This is a genomic window from Microcoleus sp. D3_18_C4, assembly GCF_036702355.1.
In the GTDB taxonomy this organism is placed as follows: Bacteria; Cyanobacteriota; Cyanobacteriia; order Cyanobacteriales; family Microcoleaceae; genus Microcoleus.
Genome location: NZ_JAUBTF010000016.1, coordinates 1 through 19,288 on the forward strand (window position 1 = coordinate 1; position 19,288 = coordinate 19,288).

General features: G+C 45.4%; 16 protein-coding genes. 6 read left to right on the forward strand and 10 right to left on the reverse strand.

Annotated features, from left to right (window positions below; all coding sequences use genetic code 11):
- Positions 1-259: 259 nt before the first annotated feature.
- The 4 genes from QUA90_RS10585 (at position 260) to QUA90_RS10600 (ending at position 3,844) form a co-directional block, all read left to right on the forward strand.
- On the forward strand, positions 260-1,282 hold the full coding sequence (locus QUA90_RS10585) for a GTP-binding protein (protein ID WP_333389075.1): 1,023 nt from the start codon (positions 260-262) through the stop codon (positions 1,280-1,282).
- Positions 1,283-1,452: 170 nt separating this feature from the next.
- Entirely contained in the window at positions 1,453-1,899 is a 447-nt protein-coding gene (locus QUA90_RS10590) for a SufE family protein (protein WP_333083494.1), read from the forward strand.
- A gap of 14 nt (positions 1,900-1,913) precedes the next feature.
- Positions 1,914-2,819, forward strand: a complete 906-nt coding sequence (locus QUA90_RS10595; RefSeq protein WP_333389076.1) for an alpha/beta hydrolase — start codon at positions 1,914-1,916, stop codon at positions 2,817-2,819.
- A 68-nt stretch (positions 2,820-2,887) separates the two neighbouring features.
- Positions 2,888-3,844, forward strand: a complete 957-nt coding sequence (locus QUA90_RS10600; protein ID WP_333445363.1) for a DUF6282 family protein — start codon at positions 2,888-2,890, stop codon at positions 3,842-3,844.
- On the opposite strand, the gene QUA90_RS10605 is transcribed toward QUA90_RS10600, so the two are convergent.
- The 5 genes from QUA90_RS10605 to QUA90_RS10625 form a co-directional block, all read right to left on the reverse strand.
- The gene (locus QUA90_RS10605) at positions 3,833-4,102 is read right to left on the reverse strand and encodes a hypothetical protein (RefSeq protein WP_333331374.1); all 270 of its coding nucleotides are present in this window, start codon (positions 4,100-4,102) and stop codon (positions 3,833-3,835) included. The genes QUA90_RS10600 and QUA90_RS10605 overlap by 12 nt on opposite strands.
- On the reverse strand, positions 4,059-7,220 hold the full coding sequence (locus QUA90_RS10610) for a right-handed parallel beta-helix repeat-containing protein (protein WP_333445365.1): 3,162 nt from the start codon (positions 7,218-7,220) through the stop codon (positions 4,059-4,061). The genes QUA90_RS10605 and QUA90_RS10610 overlap by 44 nt, the downstream gene beginning before the upstream one ends.
- Positions 7,221-7,543: 323 nt before the next feature.
- Positions 7,544-8,719: an ATP-grasp domain-containing protein gene (locus QUA90_RS10615; protein WP_333445367.1), complete on the reverse strand. Its 1,176-nt coding sequence runs from the start codon at positions 8,717-8,719 to the stop codon at positions 7,544-7,546.
- Between the two features lie 24 nt (positions 8,720-8,743).
- Positions 8,744-9,805, reverse strand: coding sequence for a DMT family transporter (locus QUA90_RS10620; RefSeq protein WP_333445368.1), 1,062 nt, complete (start codon positions 9,803-9,805; stop codon positions 8,744-8,746).
- 142 nt (positions 9,806-9,947) lie between these two features.
- Positions 9,948-10,448, reverse strand: a complete 501-nt coding sequence (locus QUA90_RS10625; RefSeq protein WP_333331360.1) for a thioesterase family protein — start codon at positions 10,446-10,448, stop codon at positions 9,948-9,950.
- 141 nt (positions 10,449-10,589) lie between these two features.
- Between QUA90_RS10625 and QUA90_RS10630 the strand changes: the two genes are divergently transcribed.
- The gene (locus tag QUA90_RS10630) at positions 10,590-11,441 is read left to right on the forward strand and encodes a universal stress protein (protein WP_333331358.1); all 852 of its coding nucleotides are present in this window, start codon (positions 10,590-10,592) and stop codon (positions 11,439-11,441) included.
- Positions 11,442-11,562: 121 nt separating this feature from the next.
- On the opposite strand, the gene psbM is transcribed toward QUA90_RS10630, so the two are convergent.
- From psbM to QUA90_RS10650, 4 genes are all read right to left on the reverse strand, one after another.
- Positions 11,563-11,676 carry a photosystem II reaction center protein PsbM gene (gene psbM, locus QUA90_RS10635; RefSeq protein WP_015177760.1) on the reverse strand — a complete coding sequence of 38 codons (114 nt, stop codon included), beginning with the start codon at positions 11,674-11,676 and terminating at the stop codon, positions 11,563-11,565.
- A gap of 280 nt (positions 11,677-11,956) precedes the next feature.
- Complete coding sequence (locus tag QUA90_RS10640; protein WP_333083505.1) at positions 11,957-12,253, reverse strand: 2Fe-2S iron-sulfur cluster-binding protein; 297 nt, start codon at positions 12,251-12,253, stop codon at positions 11,957-11,959.
- Positions 12,254-12,371: 118 nt separating this feature from the next.
- The gene (locus QUA90_RS10645) at positions 12,372-14,264 is read right to left on the reverse strand and encodes a TolC family protein (RefSeq protein WP_333445370.1); all 1,893 of its coding nucleotides are present in this window, start codon (positions 14,262-14,264) and stop codon (positions 12,372-12,374) included.
- 140 nt (positions 14,265-14,404) lie between these two features.
- Positions 14,405-15,790: a TIGR03279 family radical SAM protein gene (locus QUA90_RS10650; RefSeq protein WP_333445372.1), complete on the reverse strand. Its 1,386-nt coding sequence runs from the start codon at positions 15,788-15,790 to the stop codon at positions 14,405-14,407.
- A gap of 257 nt (positions 15,791-16,047) precedes the next feature.
- On the opposite strand from QUA90_RS10650, the gene QUA90_RS10655 reads away from it, so the two are divergent.
- Complete coding sequence (locus tag QUA90_RS10655; RefSeq protein WP_333445374.1) at positions 16,048-16,695, forward strand: ceramidase domain-containing protein; 648 nt, start codon at positions 16,048-16,050, stop codon at positions 16,693-16,695.
- 32 nt (positions 16,696-16,727) lie between these two features.
- On the opposite strand, the gene QUA90_RS10660 is transcribed toward QUA90_RS10655, so the two are convergent.
- Positions 16,728-19,286, reverse strand: coding sequence for a sigma 54-interacting transcriptional regulator (locus QUA90_RS10660; protein ID WP_333445376.1), 2,559 nt, complete (start codon positions 19,284-19,286; stop codon positions 16,728-16,730).
- Between the last annotated feature and the right edge of the window lie 2 nt (positions 19,287-19,288).

Here is a 19,288-nt window from a genome sequence, read left to right on the forward strand (position 1 = left end):
TTTCGGCTCCGAGTTAACAATTTTTCTTAATTTTACATCATCTTGCATTTGTCTCACATTTATTTGAAATTACTATAATTGTAGAGCTTGCGCGGCAACCGCATTTTCAGGTATAGTGAGAATGATTATCAGACTCGGTACGCGATCGGCTCGATCGCCCGTATCTTAGCAGAGGCGATCGCACCGGGCTGTCAGCGATGAGGTGCGATCGGCTTTGGAAATTAACAGCAATGCCTTTACAATTAACCAATGAATAACAATGACTAATCTCACCGTACAAACCCCAGATTTAATTGCCGATCTTCCCAAAAAAGGGATGCCAGTAACTATAATTACCGGATTTCTCGGCAGCGGCAAAACCACTTTGCTCAATCAAATACTCAAAAATCGCCAAGATTTAAAAGTAGCAGTTTTAGTTAACGAATTTGGCGATATCAACATCGATTCGCAGCTTCTTGTTTCTACAGAAGATGACATGGTAGAACTTAGCAACGGTTGCATCTGTTGTACTATTAACGAAGGCTTAGTCGATGCAGTCTACCGAGTCTTAGAACGAGAAGAACGCATCGACTGCATGGTAATTGAAACCACCGGAGTGGCCGACCCGCTGCCGATTATCCTGACATTTGTCGGCACCGAATTGCGGGATTTAACCAATCTAGATTCTGTACTTACCGTAGTCGATAGCGAAACATTCACTCCCGATCATTTTGACAGCGAAGCAGCTTTTAAACAAGTGGCATTTGCAGATATTGTGCTGCTGAACAAAACCGATCTAGCTCCTCAAGAAAAAGTAGAAGAGTTAGAATCTTACATTCGCACAGTTAAGGAAGGAGCGAGAATTTTACACTCTCGATACGGTGAAGTTCCTCTACCCTTAATTTTGGGTGTAGGTTTAACGCAAGCAGATATTTTCAACAGTCTTGAAATTGAGGAAAAACACGAACACGATCACGAACACGAACACCATCATCACGGACATCACTCCAATCACTTAGATAACGACGGATTTATTTCATTATCATTTGAGAGCGATCGACCTTTTGATGTCCGCAAATTTCAAGAATTTCTCACTGAAAAAATGCCCTTCGATGTATTTCGGGCAAAAGGAATTCTCTGGTTTAACGACAGTCCAATGAGACACATCTTTCAACTCAGCGGCCCCAGATACGAATTAGATGCTTCCGAATGGTTTACCGCACCTAACAATCAACTCGTAGTCATCGGCCGCAACTTAGATACCACTCAAATTCGAGAACACCTGAACAGTTGCTTAGTTTAAGATCGTGTCTGAAAAACCCATGAGGACACGGCAATGCCGTGTCCCTACTATCTCATGCATAAATCCTAATCTCAAATCTCAAATCTCAAATCTCAAATCTCAAATCGATCGCCCTTACCTGCTACAATTGAAGGTATAATATTAACGCAGTAAACCGCTACGAGTGAATCATGTCCACAAACACCGCACTACCCGCAGCCCTAGCTAAAATCGTCCAGCGCTTTCAGCGACACTCCGATCCGAAACAGCGCTACGAACAACTGCTGTGGTATGCCAAGCGACTCCCAGCATTTTCCGAAAGCGACAAACTGCCGGAAAACAAAGTTTCTGGCTGCGTGTCGCAAGTTTATATTACTGCAAATTTGGCAGACGGAAAAGTTCTGTATCAGGGCGATTCAGACGCTCAGTTAGTCAAAGGATTAGTTGGCTTGCTGGTGGAAGGTTTGAGCGGATTAACACCTGCTGAAATTGTCACCATTACCCCAGATTTTATTCAAGACACGGGATTGAATGTGAGTCTGACACCTTCCCGCGCGAACGGCTTTTACAACATTTTTCAAATGATGAAAAATAAGGCGCTTGCTTGTGAATTGAGCAAGCAAGCCGAAGCAAATTAAAAGAATAAAAAGTTATGACTCAAACTACCAATTTAACAAAATCAGGTTCGGGGAACTATCCCGCTGCCGTTCAAGAATATATCTGGAATTGGCAAGAAACGCAAATCAAAGTTATTTACGAAACCAGAGGACAGGGAAATCCTGTATTGCTGCTGCCTGCTTTCAGTACAGTTTCGACGCGAGAAGAAATGCGTCCTTTAGCAGAATTGTTAGCTTCTGAATTTCAAGTTGTGAGCTTAGATTGGCCGGGTTTTGGCGAATCGGATCGACCGCGAACTGACTATCAACCGCAACTATACCATCAATTTATCAAGAATTTTGTTGAGGCAATTTTTAATAGTCCGGTTGCTGTAGTTGCGGCAGGTCATGCTGCGGGTTATGTGATGCAGTTAGCGCAATCACAGCCCAATGTGTGGTCAAAGATTGTGTTAGCTGCGCCGACTTGGCGCGGGCCTTTGCCGACGATGAGCAAACAGCAAAGCGGGTGGCATGGAATTGTGAGAGAATTAGTACGATCGCCCTTACTGGGACAATTCCTATACAAACTCAACACTGCGCCGTCATTCCTCAGCTTGATGTACCGCCGCCACGTCTATGTTGATGCAGCTAAAGTCACGCCCGATTTCATCCAAAGTAAATGGCAAGTGACGCAAAAACCCGGTGCTAGATACGGTTCCGCTGCCTTTGTGACTGGTGGTTTAGATCCGGCAAAAGTGCGATCGGAATTTACAGATAATTTTCAACAATTAGCAGTGCCGGTGATGGTTGTAATTGCTGAGAATGCGCCGCCCAAATCAAAGGCTGAAATGGAAGCATTAACGGAATTACCCGGTGTTGAATCGCGAGTTATTCCTGGTTCCTTGGGAATGCACGAAGAGAATGCAGCAGCTTTAGCAAATGCGGTTAAATCTTTTATTTGAGAGAATTAAGAGGGAATGAACCGCAGAGGTCGCAGAGAACGCAGAGGCGAGAAGAGAAGAGGGGATGAATGCAAGCTGTTTTTTTTACGTTAGTTTGGATGGTTTGCTATTGGTTTTGTCTGCCAGTTTATGCTGTCGGAGATTCGCCGATGGTCAATTTGGCAAAGAGTACGATCGAAGGTGCGATCGACTTTCACATTCATTCTTCTCCTGATGTGATTCCTCGCAGATTAGACGATTTTGAAGTAGCGAAATTAGCTGCTAGGGCGAAGATGAAAGCTGTGGTATTGAAAAATCATTATGCCAGCACAGCAGCGCGGGCGGTTCTGGTTAATAAAATAGTACCAGAAATCCAAGTTTTCGGAGGAGTTGTTCTCAATTATGCTGTCGGCGGCATTAATCCCCAAGCTGTCGAAGCAATGCACCGCATCGGCGGCAAATACGGTAAAGTAGTGTGGCTGCCAACGGTTGATGCTGAGCATCACTTGCAGGTTTTTCAAAAGTCGGGAAGGGGGATTAAAGTTGCGGAAAAGGGCAAAGTTTTACCGCAAACAGCAGCGGTGTTGAAGATGGTAGCTAAAGAGAATTTGGTATTGGAAACTGGTCATATTTCCTCAGAAGAAGTGATGGCAGTTGTAGCTGAAGCCAACCTGCTCAGCATTAAAAACATCCTGATTACCCACGCCATGGCGGATGTACCCGGTTTATCCCTAGAAAATATGCAAACAGCCGCCCAGATGGGAGCTTTTCTAGAACTCGCATTTGTCAACGATTTGATGGGAGAAAATGCCGCTGATGACGGACACAAAAACTGGCATCAAGTTCCTATTAGTAAGATGGCAGCAGCGATTAAACTAATAGGAGCCGAGCATTTTGTTATGAGTACAGATTTGGGAAGAAAACCCGATCCTTTACCTGCAGAAGGTTACAAATTATTTGTGAAAAAATTGATAAATCAAGGCATTTCTCCGCACGAAATTGATTTAATGATGAAACACAATCCAGCTCGATTGTTAGGCATTTAGAACGGGTAATTGGTAATTGGTAATTGGCAATCGGGGATTGGGAACCGTTAATTGGGAATTCTCTTCCCTCTTTGCTCTTCCTTCTTCCCTCTTCCTTCTTCCTTCTTCCTTCTTCCTGACATCCGTTACATCTTGTACATTGCTCGTTGCCGAACTTCCCTCTTCCTGACATCCGTTACATCTTGTACATTGCTCGTTGCCGAACTTCCTTCTTCTATTCTTGATTGCCTTTGCCGCGCAGGTATCCGTTATCTGCAATGCGCCAAGCACCCCCAGCATTGCCCGTTAAATCGCTATCTTCCACGGTAGCAATGCCATCTCTGTAAATGCCGATTGCCTCACCTTCATTACCATTAATCCGACACCGGCGCACGATCAATTTTCCTCCCAATCCGACACCTATTCCCAAACTGCCGTTGTCAAAAATACTGCAATCTTCCACCGTTGCTTTCCCATTATCCGATATAAAAATTCCGTTCCATACCCCATCATGAATTTGACTGCGGCGCAGGATAGAATTTGCATCAGGGCCGCAAATTCCCACCACAGAATAGTCCGCAGAAGTGATATCGCTGTCTTCTACGATCAACTCGCCTTTGCGAATATCGACAGTGTAATATTTCCCAGTGGCGCTCAGGGTTAAACCCCGCACTAAAGCAGTATCAGTTGCCATTTTAATGCAGTTTGAGTTGATACTTTCAACCACAATGCGATCGACATCTCCGCTGCCGATAATTTCTACCGATTTGTCGAGAATTAGACTTTCGCGATAAACGCCTGGATGCACGTCAATCCGCGTGCCCGGTGCTGCATTTTTCAGCGCTTCGCTAATAGTAGTATAATCGCCTTGACCCTGCTGAGAAACAACAAATTTTTGACTCTTCAAAACTTTGGGATCAGAAGTAGATGCTTTAATTTGCCCTGACTTCGACTCAAAATGCTCAGCTTGTCGTGAGCCCGCTTCGGAAAGTTGCGATGTTACCAGCAAGCGTTCTTGATAAACTGTCTCTAGCTGATGTTCTAACTCGGATACTTGAGATTGAAGTTGAGCTTGATTCTGATTTGCTGTCTCGATTTGACTTTGAGTTTCCGAGAGTTGAGAATAAAGGTGCGATCGTTCTCTGTTAGCAGTTTCTAGCTGAGATGCCAATTCAGAGCGACTTTTACGCACACTTTCTAACTCACTTTCTAAGTCGGATACTTGAGATTGAAGTTGAGTTTGATTTTGATTAGCTGTTTCGATTTGACTTTGCAATTGGGAGATTTGAGAATTGAGTTGAGATTCCAATTCAGAGCGACTTTGACGCACACTCTCTAACTGGCGTTCTAACTCGGAGATTTGAGACTGAAGTTGATTTTGATTCTGGTTTGCTGTCTCGGTTTGACTTTGTAATTCCGAGAATTGAGAATAAAGGTGCGATCGTTCTGTGTTAGCAGTTTCTAGCTGAACTTCTAATTCAGAGCGAGTTTGATACACAATATTTAGGTGATTTTCTAACTCGGATACTTGAGATTGAAGTTGAGATTGATTCTGATTGGCTGTCTCGATTTGACTTTGCAATTGCGAGATTTGAGAAGTGAGCTGAGATTCCAATTCAGAGCGACTTTGACGCAGACTTTCTAACTGGCGTTCTAACTCGGAGATTTGAGATTGAAGTTGAGTTTGATTCTGGTTAGCTGTCTCGGTTTGAGTTTGGAATTCCGAAATTTGAGAATAAAGTTGCGAGCGTTCGGTGTTAGCAGTCTCTAGCTGAACTTCTAATTCAGAACGAGTTTTACGCACACTTTCTAACTGATTTTCTAAGTCGGATACTTGAGATTGAAGTTGAGTTTGATTCTGATTAGCCGTCTCGATTTGACTTTGGGATTCCGAGATTTGAGAAGTGAGCTGAGATTCCAATTCAGAGCGACTTTGACGCACACTTTCTAGCTGGTGTTCTAACTCAGAGATTTGAGATTGAAGTTGATTTTGATTCTGGTTTGCTGTCTCGGTTTGACTTTGCAATTGGGAGATTTGAGAACTGAGTTGAGATTCCAATTCAGAGCGATTTTGACGCACACTTTCTAAGTGGTGTTCTAACTCCGAGATTTGAGATTGAAGTTGATTTTGATTCTGGTTAGCTGTCTCGGCTTGAGTTTGAATTTCCGAGAGTTGAGAATAAAGTTGGGATCGTTCTGTGTTAGCAGTTTCTAGCTGAGATTCTAATTCAGAGCGAGTTTGACGCACACTTTCTAACTGGCGTTCTAACTGGGAGATTTGAGATTGAAGTTGAGTTTGATTCTGATGGGCTGTCTCGATTTGACTTTGGGATTCCGAGAGTTGAGAATAAAGGTGCGATCGTTCTGTGTTAGCAGTTTCTAATTGAGCTTGCAGTTCTGATAACTGAGACTGGAGTTGCGAGCTATCTTCCTCCTTGCGATGTATCTGAGACTCCAATTCTGACAACTCAGACAGCAGTCTCTCTCGCTCTAAAACAACCATTTCGGATTGAAGTTGTAGTTCATGAACTTGAGAGTTTAACTGCATTTTATCTAGATTAGCAGCTTCTAACTCTCTTTGCAGTTCTAATAATTCAAATGGAGGTTGCTGTGCTTGTTCGCGAGCGGTTTGCAATTGAGAGTTGAGTATTTCGCGTTCTTGCTCTGCACTCTCCAATTGAGCTTGTAGCTCTGACAATTCCGAAGTAAATTGCGATCGCTCTGCTTCGACTAATTGCAGTTGAGTTTGCAAACCCGACAGTTGAGACTGAAGTTGGTGCCGCTCTTCAATCGAGCGATCGAACTTAATTTGAATTTCCGACAACTGGTACTGTACCTGCAATCGGCTTTGGCTAGCCGTTTCCAACTGACTCTCAAATTCCGACAGCAGAGCGTGAAATTGAGAACGTTCTGCATCAACCGCCTCTAACTCTGCTTGCATTTCCAGCAATTGAGCGTTAAGCTGCGATCGCTCCTGCTCCGCAACTTCTAACAGCTCTTTAAGTTCTGCCACTTCTGCTAACTGGGACTCAGCTTGGTGAGCATTTTCTAACTGAAACTGCAAATCAGCAATCAGAGCATCTATTTGCGATCGATCCTGGGCAATTCCTGCCAAAAATTCTTCCATTTCCGACACTTGATTTTTTAACAATTCTTGCTCGCCAGTCACAGTTTCCAACCGACTTTGCAACTGGGACAATTCAGAATTTAGCTGATTTTCATTCTGTAGCTTTTGTCGCAATTCCGAAGTTCGGGCATCCAACTGAGCAGCCAAATTCGATATAGCCTCCTGCGAACCCTGCATCCGCACCAAATTGCGTGAATTTCGCTTATTCAAAATTAGCCAGCAGACTAATGCCCCGCCTCCAAATCCTATTAATAAAAGTAATGCTTCCATTTGTTTTATCTAATTAATATAAATTGAGTGATTTTGATGCTGACGAAAAAAATGGACATCCACAACTCGCTATCTTATATCGTTTCCGGTTGCATCGGAATAAGAAAATCGAGTCTACAGTTAACAATCAACCATTCAGTTTTGCGACCCGCCCGTCAACTGTCAACTGTCAACTGTCAACTGTCATGAGGAGTGCAACCGGAATTGATATTACTCAAAGCTATCACAACTTGCCAGCCTGTGTTCACTTGGCTCAACAATTTATATTTCTTTACAAATCCGTTTTGTTTACAGGTAAGGTGCAGCGCACCCTGCAAGTCCGATTAATGAAGCAAATCCACAATATGAGGAATAATTTCGATATGCTGAGTCAACAAATAATCCAACCTATCCGCCAGTAAACTAAAAATTAAATCGTTATAACTCATTCCGTATTCCGCCAAACCTAAAGCTACCAAACTCGTCACATTTTCCCCTGGATGTTTCAGATCCGGTTTGGGATTTGCTTCCAAAACATAAAGTGAGCCATCAGCATCACTTCGGACATCAATCCTCACCAAACTGTTCAAACTAAACTCCCAATAAATTTTTCGAGCTAACTCAATTAAATCTTTTTTTAGTTCAGGTTCCTCACCGCCCATCAACCGTCCTCGGTCGGCCGTAATCGCCTTTTTATCCATAGAAGTAAAGATGCGTTCTTGCGGCTCCAGCACCCGCTCGACAGTCGAAAAAGCAAAGGGTTTGGTATTTTTATCAAATATGCCTTTAGCATAAGTAACATAGCCACAAACCGCTACACAAAATTCTCTTCCCGGTAAATATTTTTCAATTAAAGCAGTATTGTGAGTATCTCGGTGAACGTCCGAAACCGCCTGAGACAAACCCTCAATCTTGTCTACAAAATGAACGTGCAGCGAAGCGCGACCGGATACTGGTTTAACAACAAACGGCCCTTGATAGTCACCAAAAGCAATGGCAAAACGCTGATGTAAATTAGGCTGCAAAATCCCTTGAGAAGGATGCCAAGTCATAAACGGAGCGGTTTTAATTCCGACTGATTGCAGTTCCCGTTTAAAAGCGTGTTTGTTATCTAAAGTTGAACTGTTTAAAGGATTGTGACCCACATAAGGCATTCCCAACATTTCCAACAATGCGGGAGTGTGACAAACAGGATTGTAGCCCTGGACTCCGCCAGTATTCAGCCACACTAAATGGATATTTTTTTGTTTGAGTTGTTCCGGCAAGTTCATGTCATCAGGTAGGACAAAGACGTGCTTAAAGCCAATTTCTGCTAAGGCTGTAGCAATCTCGCGGGCGACGATTTCGTAACTCTTCCAAGCGCGGGGATTGTGAGTTTTGTAAATCACTGAGCCGGGGCGATCGCAGTCGCCGGCGAACACCACCGCAATCCGCAATTTAGCAAACAGCACCTCCAAATATTGAGGCAGCAAACTAAAGTCATAAGACCAGCTATTCAGGCTGATTGATGTTGGAGTCATTGTAAGTATTTTTTCCTTTTTGTTTCATTTTTTAGCCACCGAACTGCTAGATTTTCCCAAGTAGATTCCCGCCAAAACCACAGAAAAAGCAAACCAATTAAACAAGCTCAAACTTTCCGAAAACAGCACCCAAGCCATAATAGCCGTAATTACCGGTTCTAGGAGCAGGAAAAAAGCTACAAATTCCGACGAAAAACGACCTAGACTGTGGATAAGCAGTCCCTGACCAAAAGCTTGGCAAACCACGGCCAAAGCAATTACCGTCAGCCATCCCTCCCAAGAATAAGGGAAAACTCGATCGCCCGCAAGGAGAACCAGTGGCAAAACCAAGATACTGCCCATAAAACAGCGCCACATCAATATAGTTGTCGCCGGAAACTTGGTTCGCAAATGTTCGGAAATTAGCAGGTTTCCTGCATAAAACATCGCCGATAAAAGAGCAGCAACGTCGCCGACAAGATTGTCTCCCGCAGTTTGCAAATCGTCGATTCCGATCGCAATTGCGCCAGACAAAGCCACCGCCAGTCCCACCAAAAACCTGTTGTCAAAGCGTCGCCCCAACAGCAGCCATCCCCCCAAAGTAGTAAATAAAGGAGTTAAGTTTCGCAGTACAGTAGAATTAGCGACATTAGTCTGACTCAGTGACCAGGCCCAGAAACCCACAGAAGCAGAAGAAACCACGCCTACGGCTATTAACAGCATCACATCCTGCAGAGTGTAGTTCGATCGCTCTTCAACTTGTCCCCCAGACATTCGGCGACGCGCAGCATCAGCACCATTCCACACTCCAAATACCACAGTTGCTATCCACAAACGGTTAAAAACAGTAGCATTCGGGCTGATTTCCCGTTCGCTCAACCTAATAAAAATCGCCGCCAGCGACACCGCTAGCAGCGCCGCCGACAGCGATGCGATCGCCCAAATTTTGCCTGGACTGTCAGCTAATTCACCGTTTTTTAAACTGTCTGGCTTTCCCGAAACAAGAATTTTGTCTTCAGTTGTTAAGGCAGAGTTTAACTCGGTTTTTTCCAAAATATTGCGCTGAAGTTCAATATTTGGCTCTGGCAATCCCAGTTTTTTTGACATTATTAAAAGTTCCAATGAAGGCAGAAGGCAGTTGTGTAGGGTGCGTGACAAAAGAAAATTTGGGCGACGAATGGAGTGACTCAAAAGTCACGCACTCTACTTACTAGGGCTGCAAAAACTATTTTTTATAGTTAACAGCAGCTTAGGTTGAAGGTTTAACAGAAAGCCTTGTCAAAGCCTCCTTTAGCGCCGGCGGCAATTGCCGGATAATCTTGTTCTTGTCGCGATCGACACCAACCAAAGTTACCTGTGCTGTCACATATAACTCCTGAGTATCAGCCGATCGAATTTCGTAATCCCAAAGCAGCCGCACACCCTCGGTAGCAGCCATCCGCGTTCTGACTGCCACAGATTGACCCATTTGTACAGCCCGGTGGTAGCGCAGCGAAAGTTCCACCACGGGCAATTCCAAACCCTGCGCCACCCAATCCGCATACTCGATGCCAAGAGAGCGCAAACTTTCCACCCTAGCTTCCTCCATCCAAGCCAGATAAGTCCCGTGCCAAACCACACCGCTGTAGTCAGTATGGTGAGGGTAAACTCGCACCAAATATTCAAACCAGCCATCAGAGTCTATCCCACGCCGATTTTGAATAGCACCAGCCGGTGCGAGCTCTGGTTGAGTTCGATCGTTCTCTAACACTTTACAAATCGTTCCAAAACGCTACATTTCTACAAATCATAAGACAAACTTCAGGTCTATGCTTAACATTAACGAACTAGAGTACCAACGGCCTAGTTTAACGTCGCACAAGAAAACTCAACTGTTTTTACCGCCAAAACCATGATAGAAAAAATTTTAGTAGCCGTCGCCGGTCGCGGCTTGTGCGAAGAGATGTTTAATATGTTGATGGACATCCCTTCCTTGCAACAAACCTCTGTCACCGTCTTGCACGTCGTGCCGCCCCAAGTAACCTCCGATGGCATGGCCGAGAAACTGGAAGAAGGAGGCAAGATTTTAGCACAAGCAGTCCAGTCTTTGAAAATAGATCCCAGCAAAGTCAACCCTCGGCTCAAACAGGGAGACCCAAAAACCACAGTTTGCCAAGTCGCAGAAGAAGAACAATCCGACTTAGTAATTATGGGTTCCCGGGGACTCGGACGGCTGCAATCGATTTTGGAAAACTCAGTCAGCCAGTACGTTTTCCAGCTAACATCCCGACCGATGTTGTTAGTAAAAGACGACATCTACGTCAAAAAAATCAAGCGCGTCATGGTGGCGGTAGACAAATCAGAATCTGCCAAACAGTCATTACAGCTTGCGCTATCTTTGGTCAAAGAAGTCAGTGGCGGAGAGATAATTTTAGTACACGTCACCAAAGATTTGACGGGAAAATCCAGCACAGATTTAACAACAAGTGCTGAAAAAGACGCTGTATTGGCCCCAGCAGTAGCACTAACCAAACAAATGGGAGTTAGCTACCGCTGCGTGAGTGCTACAGGCAAGCCAGGGGAAGAAATTTGTCGGATTGCAGACGAGTTGAATGCCGACTTGTTGGTAATCGGTTCCCCGGATCGGCGACCCAGCGTTGCCAAAAACTTTGTGGATATCGATCGACTCCTGGGAAATTCGCTATCAGACTACGTGCGAGTTTATGCCAACTGTCCCGTCTTGCTAGCCCGCACAGTCGGCTAGAATCTCATAGTTAACAAGTTAGCAGCTAACACTCAACAGTTAACAAAAAAAGCGCCTCAGCAAAAAGCTGTTGGCGCTTTTTTTTGTAAGCAGCAAAGCCAGACAGAAATAGCAGCAGTTGCTAATCTTTTCTACCTTGACGGCTAGCTGTTTGAATGTACAGAATGATTAGAAAAACACTGGGAACCAATACAAACAGAATGGTTGCCACAAACCCTAAATCGTTAACTTCCATGAAGACGCTCGCCTCTATCGGAAAATAGAAAAACACACACAACTAGGATATCACTCAAAGGCAAAAGGCAAACTCGAAGACAGAAGAAGAGCTTACCGACAAGCGTCGAAACCCTCTTTCTGCTTGGATGCCTCGCTGCCCCATCTCTTATTTGTCCTAGAAACCAAGTTTCTTTTCCTAGGCGAGCAAAAAGCGTGATTATACAGTGAAATAGGAAAAAAAACACAATTTTTGCATTCTGCATTTTCTTTCTGTTAATCAACCTTCTGCCTTCTGAGAGTCACGGTTTAGTCTTCACGCTCACCTGGCCATTGACCATAGCTTGACAAGCCAACCGATAGTTTTCGGGCTTCTTCTTGAGCTTGCGATTCTCAAAGTCAGTGCGGGGCGACAGATTTTCACTACCCTCGACAATTTCCACAATGCAGGTGCCGCATTGACCGATGCCCCCGCAATTCATCATCTTTCCCGAAAATGTGTACAAATCGATGCGGTTTTCTAGAGCTTTGAGCCTCAAATTGGCTCCGTCTGCTGCGATGACTTCCTGATTTTCCTTCACAAACTTGATATTGGCCATTGCCGATCCCTTAACGCAGTTGACATGGAACTCTATTACAAAATATTAACTAATGTGTCGGACGTTTAATACAGGATGTCCAATTGATCTGGTAATTAAAGCTCCCCCCAACCCAATCTCAAGGAGCATCCGAGAGGTTATTAGTGGGCAGATTGCTCACAGCCCGCTGAAGAGACGAAAGTCCCAGGTTGTAGGTGACAATTGCCGACAATCGGTTTCTCTCAGCCCTAGTCAAATCAGTTTCCGCCTGAATCACATCCGTCTGAGTACCCACACCAGCTTGAAACCGCAGTCTCGCCAGACGCAGAGCTTCCCTTGACTGCAAAACCCCCGCCTCAGAAGTTTCGATATTCTCAAAACTCGACTCTAAGCCAAAATAAGCTTGTTCCACTTCCCGGCGCACCTGATTGCGGAGTTGGTCAAATCGACTTTCGGCGATCGTAATATCCGCATCCCGCTGTTTTACCCTCGCGTTCGCCGCGCCCCCATCGAAGATACTCCAAGTCAGACTCGCCCGGATCGAATAACCATCGGCCCAGCCGCGAGCAGTATACGGATCGGGGTTATCAGGGTCTTGTCCCAGCACGTTGTAACTACCCCCAACACTCAGTTGAGGCAAACGCCCCGCCTGAATCGATCGCCTCTGCTGCTTGCTGATATCCCTCTGCACCAACTGCTGTTCCAACTCGGGGCGATTCTTAAAAGCCTGCACGATACTCTCTTCCAAAGACAGCCTCCAAGAGCCCGCTTGCTCTACCGGATCAGCCGCCGTCAAGTTCGCCGACTGGCTGATATTCAAAATCTCAGCCAGTCGCCGCTGGGCAACCCGCTGATCGCGACGGGCCACTGACAGTTGTTGCACTTCGTTAGCCAAATTTGCCTGAGCCTGCAACACAGCAAACCGGGTTCCTACCCCTGCCCGTTCCAGGGCTTCGGCATCCCGCAAACTTTGCTGGGCATTTCTGACCGAAGCTTGGCGGATGGCAACTTGTCCGTCCGCGTTTTGCAAGGTGTAGTAAGCCTCAGCAGTGTCGAAGCGGAGTTCCTCGGCTTGGCGTTCCACATCCAATTCCCGAAGGCGCAACTGTTCCTCTGCCGCGCGGATGTTAGCCCGTCGCCTTCCGAACAAATCGATGTCATAGCTCAACTGCAAAGTGCTGTTGAGACTGTTGTTACCGAAATTTGTGCCGGCTTGCTCAGCGGGCTGCCCGGTTCGGTTAGCCAGAGCGTTGAGGCGGCGCTGCCCAGCCCGGATTCCAAGTTCTCCGCCGGCAGTCACAGAACGGCTGGCGTCCATTTGAAAATTCAGGTCTGGATAAAGAGCAGCTTGCTGTTCGCGCAAAGCTGCTCTGCTTTGTTCCACTTGCTGTCCGGCGATTTGCAAAACTTGGCTGTTGCGGCGGGCTAGGTCGATCGCCTGCTGCAAGGTAATTGACTCAGTTTGCTCGATCCTGACATCCTCCGGGTTTGTCGGAAACAGCAGCGGATTCGGGTTGGGTTCTAGGGAAGCCGGAGGCTTGGTGTCTAAAATGCCCCTCGGAGGGACAGGGGGGAAACTTTCGTTCGGAGTGCCCCGGAGAATTGGTACTGGGGAACTGGGCACAGGAACATTGTTGGGAGGGTTCGGGGGAGGCTGCTGAACCTCTGTCGGTTCCAAACCTCTTAGTGGTGTGGAACCGCCCTGAGACAGAGTTGATGGGGCAGCCGGAGCAGCCTGTTGAGGCTTTGATGCTTGCTCGGGCTGGGTTCGAGTTGATGCGATCTTGACTCCCCCTTGTTGCTGAGACTCGGAGGTTTGAGGATTAAGGGCGATCGACTGTTCGGCCTGTGATGCTGATTCTGCCGCTGTGTTCGAGGTCGATCGAATAATGGGCCCTAATTCGAGCTGATTGAAGCGGGCCAAACTGTCCTGAGATTGAGCCGGAGGCTGTGCTGAAGCACTCTGTGCGGCGTTGCTGAAAGTAATTGCAGCGCCCACTCCGACTACCACGATTTGATGAAAAACACGCATAATTTTTTAATTAGTCTGCAATTCTAGAGACAATTTTAGAGCAAGATTTGGCTTCAAGTTTCTAGTTTGTAGCCTGAACTCTCCAGTTACAAGTCAGAATTACCCTACTCATCTTAGCTTTTGAATGTTCGATTCTAAATTTAGAATTCAACCTCAGCATTTGCCAGACCGATCGCCGCCGAGATTAGTTCCTCTACTCCGCTCACGGGCAAAATCCGGGTTTTCAGCGAGCTAGCGAGCTGTTCGAGGGTCATGTCGTCTAGAAAACGCGGTTCCCCCTGTTTTAGCATTACCGACGGCAGCAGGATGCCATCTCCCAAGTCTCGCCCCTGCAAAGCTTCGAGTAAATCTTGCCCGGTGAGCAAACCCGTAACAGTGATAGTTTGTCCCCAGTAGTGGCTGCACAAAGCTGCCATGTTGACGGACAAGCCGGGAATTTGGTTTAGTTGTTGTACGATCGGCTCAAAAGCTTTTTCGACAGCATTCCCCACCACCCAAACTAACTTGCGCGCAGGCTCGACTGGCATCGGTTGCAGCTTCTCAAAAGCCGTTTCAAACTGCTGGATAAACTGGCGGATAGAACCGACACCGTTACCTATTTGCGGATAATCTTCGTAATCAGCAGCCGACGGCAAATCTAAACCAGCTATTAAAAACCACTCGTCAGCCAGCCAAATGCACCGCGATTTTGAATTCTGCTTTTTAGCTTTTCGGCCGCCTTTTCCTGTACTCAAAAGCCCTTGAATTTTCTGCACTTGCTCGATTACTTCTCGCGCTTTTTCCGCAGTTACTGCGATCAGTTCATCTTCGGCAGGGCGAAAGCGAGTTAAACCCACCGGCACTACAGCCACCGATGCTACAGCGGGAATACTTCCAGTATGAAACTTTGCCAAATCTAACAAAGTACGTTCTAAATGTTCGCCATCATTAATACCGGGACAAACAACTACTTGAGCGTGAATTTGCAAGCGGCGTTCTTGAAACCATTTGATTTGCTCTAAAATCTGGCCAGCCCGGAGATTTTTTAACAACCGAATTCGCACTTCCGGTTCGGTAGCGTGCACGGAAACATAAAGAGGAGAAAGCCGCATTTGTTCGATTCTGTCCCACTCTTTTTGAGTCAGATTTGTGAGAGTGAGATAGCTACCATAAAGAAAACTAAGTCGGTAGTCATCATCTTTGAGATAGAGAGTTTCGCGCTTTCCCGGAGGCTGCTGGTCGATAAAGCAAAAAGGGCAGCGGTTGTTGCACTGAATTAGTCCATCGAAGAGAGCAGTTTCAAATTCCAATCCTAAATCTTCGTCGTACTCTTTTTCTATTTCTAATTTGTGGATTTTGCCTTTAGTGTCTAATACTTCTAATTCGAGAAATTCATCGGAGCACAGGAATTGATAGTCGATCAAGTCGCGGGGTTTTTGGCCGTTGACGGCGACGATTGAGTCTCCTGGTTCAAATCCCATTTCCGCGCAGATGCTGTCGGGGATTACTTTGGTAATTATGGCAGGTTTGATTGAGGATTCGCTCATGATTTATTGATTTATTTTTGGCTTTGATTAAGTGTTTTTGACAAAAATTTGGTAAATTTTAATGTGTAAATAAATTTTCATACTATCTCCCATGCACCTGTCTCAATTATACAGGTTTAGTTGAGTTTAAAATGCTGAAGGGGAGTAAGAAGGGGCTTAGATACATCAGCGACTTGCGGTATTCTAGATTAGATAGTGTATTGTACCGCATGTGCGACACAATTATAAGTTACCTTGAAAAAATCAATGGTAGAGCGATGAATGATTATATCGACCTTTACTGTGAGCGACTCATTCCTGGTTTAGGGAGCGAGCCACTGAATGCTATTTCCAATGTGTCTTTCATTATTGCAGCATGGGCTATTTGGCAATTAGCTCGGCGACACTACAAAATATCACCTGGTATTTGGATACTGATTGCTTTAGCCACCAGTATTGGTATCGGAAGTTTCCTGTTTCATACATTTGCAACGCGATGGGCAAATTTACTAGATGTGATTCCTATTCTGCTCTTTCAGCTTTGTTTTATCTGGCTTTACAGTCGTCGGGTAGTTAGGATGGAGCGAGGATATGCAGGAGTATTACTGGCAGGATTCTTCTTTGTTAGTAATGTTAGCAAGCAATTTACAAATGTTCTCAATGGTTCTCTTTCATATGCTCCTGCATTTTTGGTTTTGCTGGGACTTGGACTTTACCACTATCGACAGCAAAAGCGCGAACCATTTATTCTCTTAGCCGCAACGAGTGTATTCCTATTCGCCCTTGCATTCCGTACCCTCGATCGGGCAATTTGCCCTTTCTTTTCAACAGGGACTCATTTCCTCTGGCATCTTTGTAATGGTGTTTTGCTGTACCTGTCAGCAAGAAGCCTGCTCTTAAATTGGTCAGAGCGAGTAAACAATTAAAACTCAAAGTAATAGACCGCGCATACTCACTCTCAGGTTCCTACGATCGCATACCACAAACTCAGCATCAGGCACAAACTCGCTAAATGTTGTGGAATCAAAGATTTAATTGAGCGCTTGGCAATTTTTTGAGTCACAAATATTGTAACTAATAATGATACAATCAAAGTTAAACCTTGCAAAAAACTAATCACTGCTGGATCGCCAATAAAACTAGGTAAATCGTCTCTAATTTGTCCGAAAGTGGCAAAAGTCACGGGAATCACTCGACCCCCTTCCTGCAAACCCAATCGCCAATAGTGAGCCAAACTACCGCCCCAGACTAAGGGTAAATAACCGTAGGCGAGAGAGACAAATGAGAGGGGTTTGTAGGTGGTAAATGGCATGGTTTCTGCTTGTCCCAATCGATAAATTGCCTGCATGATTGCGTAGGTCATTATGGGAATCATCGGCGGGATAATTAACACTGCGATCGACAGTCCTAAATGAGGTAAAAATTGCTCTAAATTGATGCCCAGCCCCAACCAACTATTTATCTCCGGCAAGCGATGCAGATAAATACCGCCTAATAATAGAAATAACAGGGCAACTTCATAACTGTGAGGAACGTGGGTAGTCCATAATTCGATGCCGGGAGGGCGCAGATTTAATTCTACCGATCGATGCGGACAAGCTTTCAAGCAAGTCATACACAACACGCAATCTTTATTATCGGTTAATTGGGCGGGATGGGAATAAATCGGACAGCCATTAGTAGTTAATCCTTCCCCCAAGCCGGGGCCGCCTTTGTAACATTGGTAGGTGCTGCATTCCGCCGCGCAGGTTCCTTGTTGGGCGCGAAGTTCGATAATTGAGAGTTTAGCAAATAATCCATTCATTCCCCCGATCGGGCATAAATAACGACACCAAAATCGCCTCTCGAAGATTAGGGAAAAAATTACCGCCCCGGCGGTGATGAGCAACAACAAACAACTGGACAAAGAGGCGGTATTTTCTAAATTCCACAACTCTTCCCACAGAAATATCAGAGTAAATAGTCCAAATAGAAACCAGCCACCCCATTTCTCTGCTTGTTGGCGCGGCCATTTATTGAGAGTTCGAGGGAAAATTTTCAGCGATAGTTTTTGGACGATTTCCCCATAAATCATAAAAGGGCAAAAAGCACACCACAATCGCCCGATGATGGGGAATAATAATAAAATTAGCGGCCACCACCACGCCCAAAAAATATTTAGCGCAAAATTATGTTGTCGATCTTGGGGAGCAACAAAGAGGATAATTACCACCAATGCAAATACCCAGGTAGTAAACCAATAATTCACGCGATCGGGATACCAATCGCTCCGTAAAAATTGCCGAAATTTTGGATAAATATTTAATAAATTCAGCCGAAACTTTTGTTTCTTTGCTGCCTGGGCCCAAAACACTTCTTCCGTTAATACCTGACTCCCCTGTGCTTGAACTAAAGCGCGATCGACCATTCCCTGCAATTCCTGCAAATTCCCTGGAAAATCGTAGGCTTGTAAGCGGCGAATTGCTTCCGGTGTAACTTGGGGTTTGACTAATTTCTTTTTCCGACAAATGAGGTTGAGATAATAGTTAACCTGTGCTTCTAAATCTGATTTTCGCACCCGCAAGGATGGGACTTTAATCTTGTGTTGTGTCAGCTTATCTAGCTTGGGCTGCACAATTTCTGAGATTAAAATTATCCGGGCCTTACTAGAACGCGGTGATGGTGGTATTTGTCCTTCCTTGACAACTGGCGTATAGGTTCCCTCGGTTAATAATTGCTGAATTTGGGGGCATAATTGAGCGGGTAATTCTTGCACGTCATTTAAAATTAACGTCCCTTCCCCCAACCATTCCAGTAGCCCCGGTTTGCCGCCCAACCGCCCGAATAATTCCGCTCCATTGCTCTGAAGTAAAGCACTTTTAATCTGAATAATTGGCTCGCTGCGGCGGTGAGAACCGAAATGAATTAAAGCTGCTAAATTATCTTTTTCTAAACCAGGTTCACCAGAGATTAATACCGATCGGCTGTCACTCGATGCCGTGCGAATTTGTTGGCGCAATTTCACTGCATAACGACTATTGCCAATTACTCCCCGTCTCGCCCTAGGTACTAGATAGCTGCGGAGGGCATTTTGACGCTCTCGTTCGTAGGCAATTTCTGCTTCTAACTGTTCTAATTTCGCTGCCAAGCGTTGAGTGTAGGCTTCGGTAATGCGTGGATATCTTTCTAGCAAATTGGGCCAGCGATCGGCACTAATTACCCAAAATTGACATTCTGTCCGAGTTATAATTCGACTATCGGCAGGCTGCGATCGCTGGAGGGCCGATAAATTGACGATCGCCCCCGGCAACAAACTACTCGCCCACATTAATCCCGGTTGTTTGCGGCGATAGCGATCGGCTTGTCCCCGTTCTAGGATATAGAGATTAGTGACTGGTGTATCTTCGATTACCACTCGAAATCCAGGGGGAAAAGTTGACATCTCCATTTCATCCGCGATCGCCTGTAAAATCTCGCGGGATAATATGCCTAATTCGGTGCTCGATTCGAGCCAGTTAACTAATGTTTCGGTAGACATCG

Coding starts and splice junctions, on each gene's coding strand:
- QUA90_RS10655 (WP_333445374.1), top strand. CDS start 16,048: ATGAATGATTATATCGACCTTTACTGTGAGCGACTCATTCCTGGTTTA.
- QUA90_RS10630 (WP_333331358.1), top strand. CDS start 10,590: ATGATAGAAAAAATTTTAGTAGCCGTCGCCGGTCGCGGCTTGTGCGAA.
- QUA90_RS10610 (WP_333445365.1), bottom strand. CDS start 7,220: ATGGAAGCATTACTTTTATTAATAGGATTTGGAGGCGGGGCATTAGTC.
- QUA90_RS10660 (WP_333445376.1), bottom strand. CDS start 19,286: ATGTCTACCGAAACATTAGTTAACTGGCTCGAATCGAGCACCGAATTA.
- QUA90_RS10640 (WP_333083505.1), bottom strand. CDS start 12,253: ATGGCCAATATCAAGTTTGTGAAGGAAAATCAGGAAGTCATCGCAGCA.
- QUA90_RS10650 (WP_333445372.1), bottom strand. CDS start 15,790: ATGAGCGAATCCTCAATCAAACCTGCCATAATTACCAAAGTAATCCCC.
- QUA90_RS10585 (WP_333389075.1), top strand. CDS start 260: ATGACTAATCTCACCGTACAAACCCCAGATTTAATTGCCGATCTTCCC.
- QUA90_RS10615 (WP_333445367.1), bottom strand. CDS start 8,719: ATGACTCCAACATCAATCAGCCTGAATAGCTGGTCTTATGACTTTAGT.
- psbM (WP_015177760.1), bottom strand. CDS start 11,676: ATGGAAGTTAACGATTTAGGGTTTGTGGCAACCATTCTGTTTGTATTG.
- QUA90_RS10645 (WP_333445370.1), bottom strand. CDS start 14,264: ATGCGTGTTTTTCATCAAATCGTGGTAGTCGGAGTGGGCGCTGCAATT.
- QUA90_RS10600 (WP_333445363.1), top strand. CDS start 2,888: ATGCAAGCTGTTTTTTTTACGTTAGTTTGGATGGTTTGCTATTGGTTT.
- QUA90_RS10590 (WP_333083494.1), top strand. CDS start 1,453: ATGTCCACAAACACCGCACTACCCGCAGCCCTAGCTAAAATCGTCCAG.
- QUA90_RS10620 (WP_333445368.1), bottom strand. CDS start 9,805: ATGTCAAAAAAACTGGGATTGCCAGAGCCAAATATTGAACTTCAGCGC.
- QUA90_RS10595 (WP_333389076.1), top strand. CDS start 1,914: ATGACTCAAACTACCAATTTAACAAAATCAGGTTCGGGGAACTATCCC.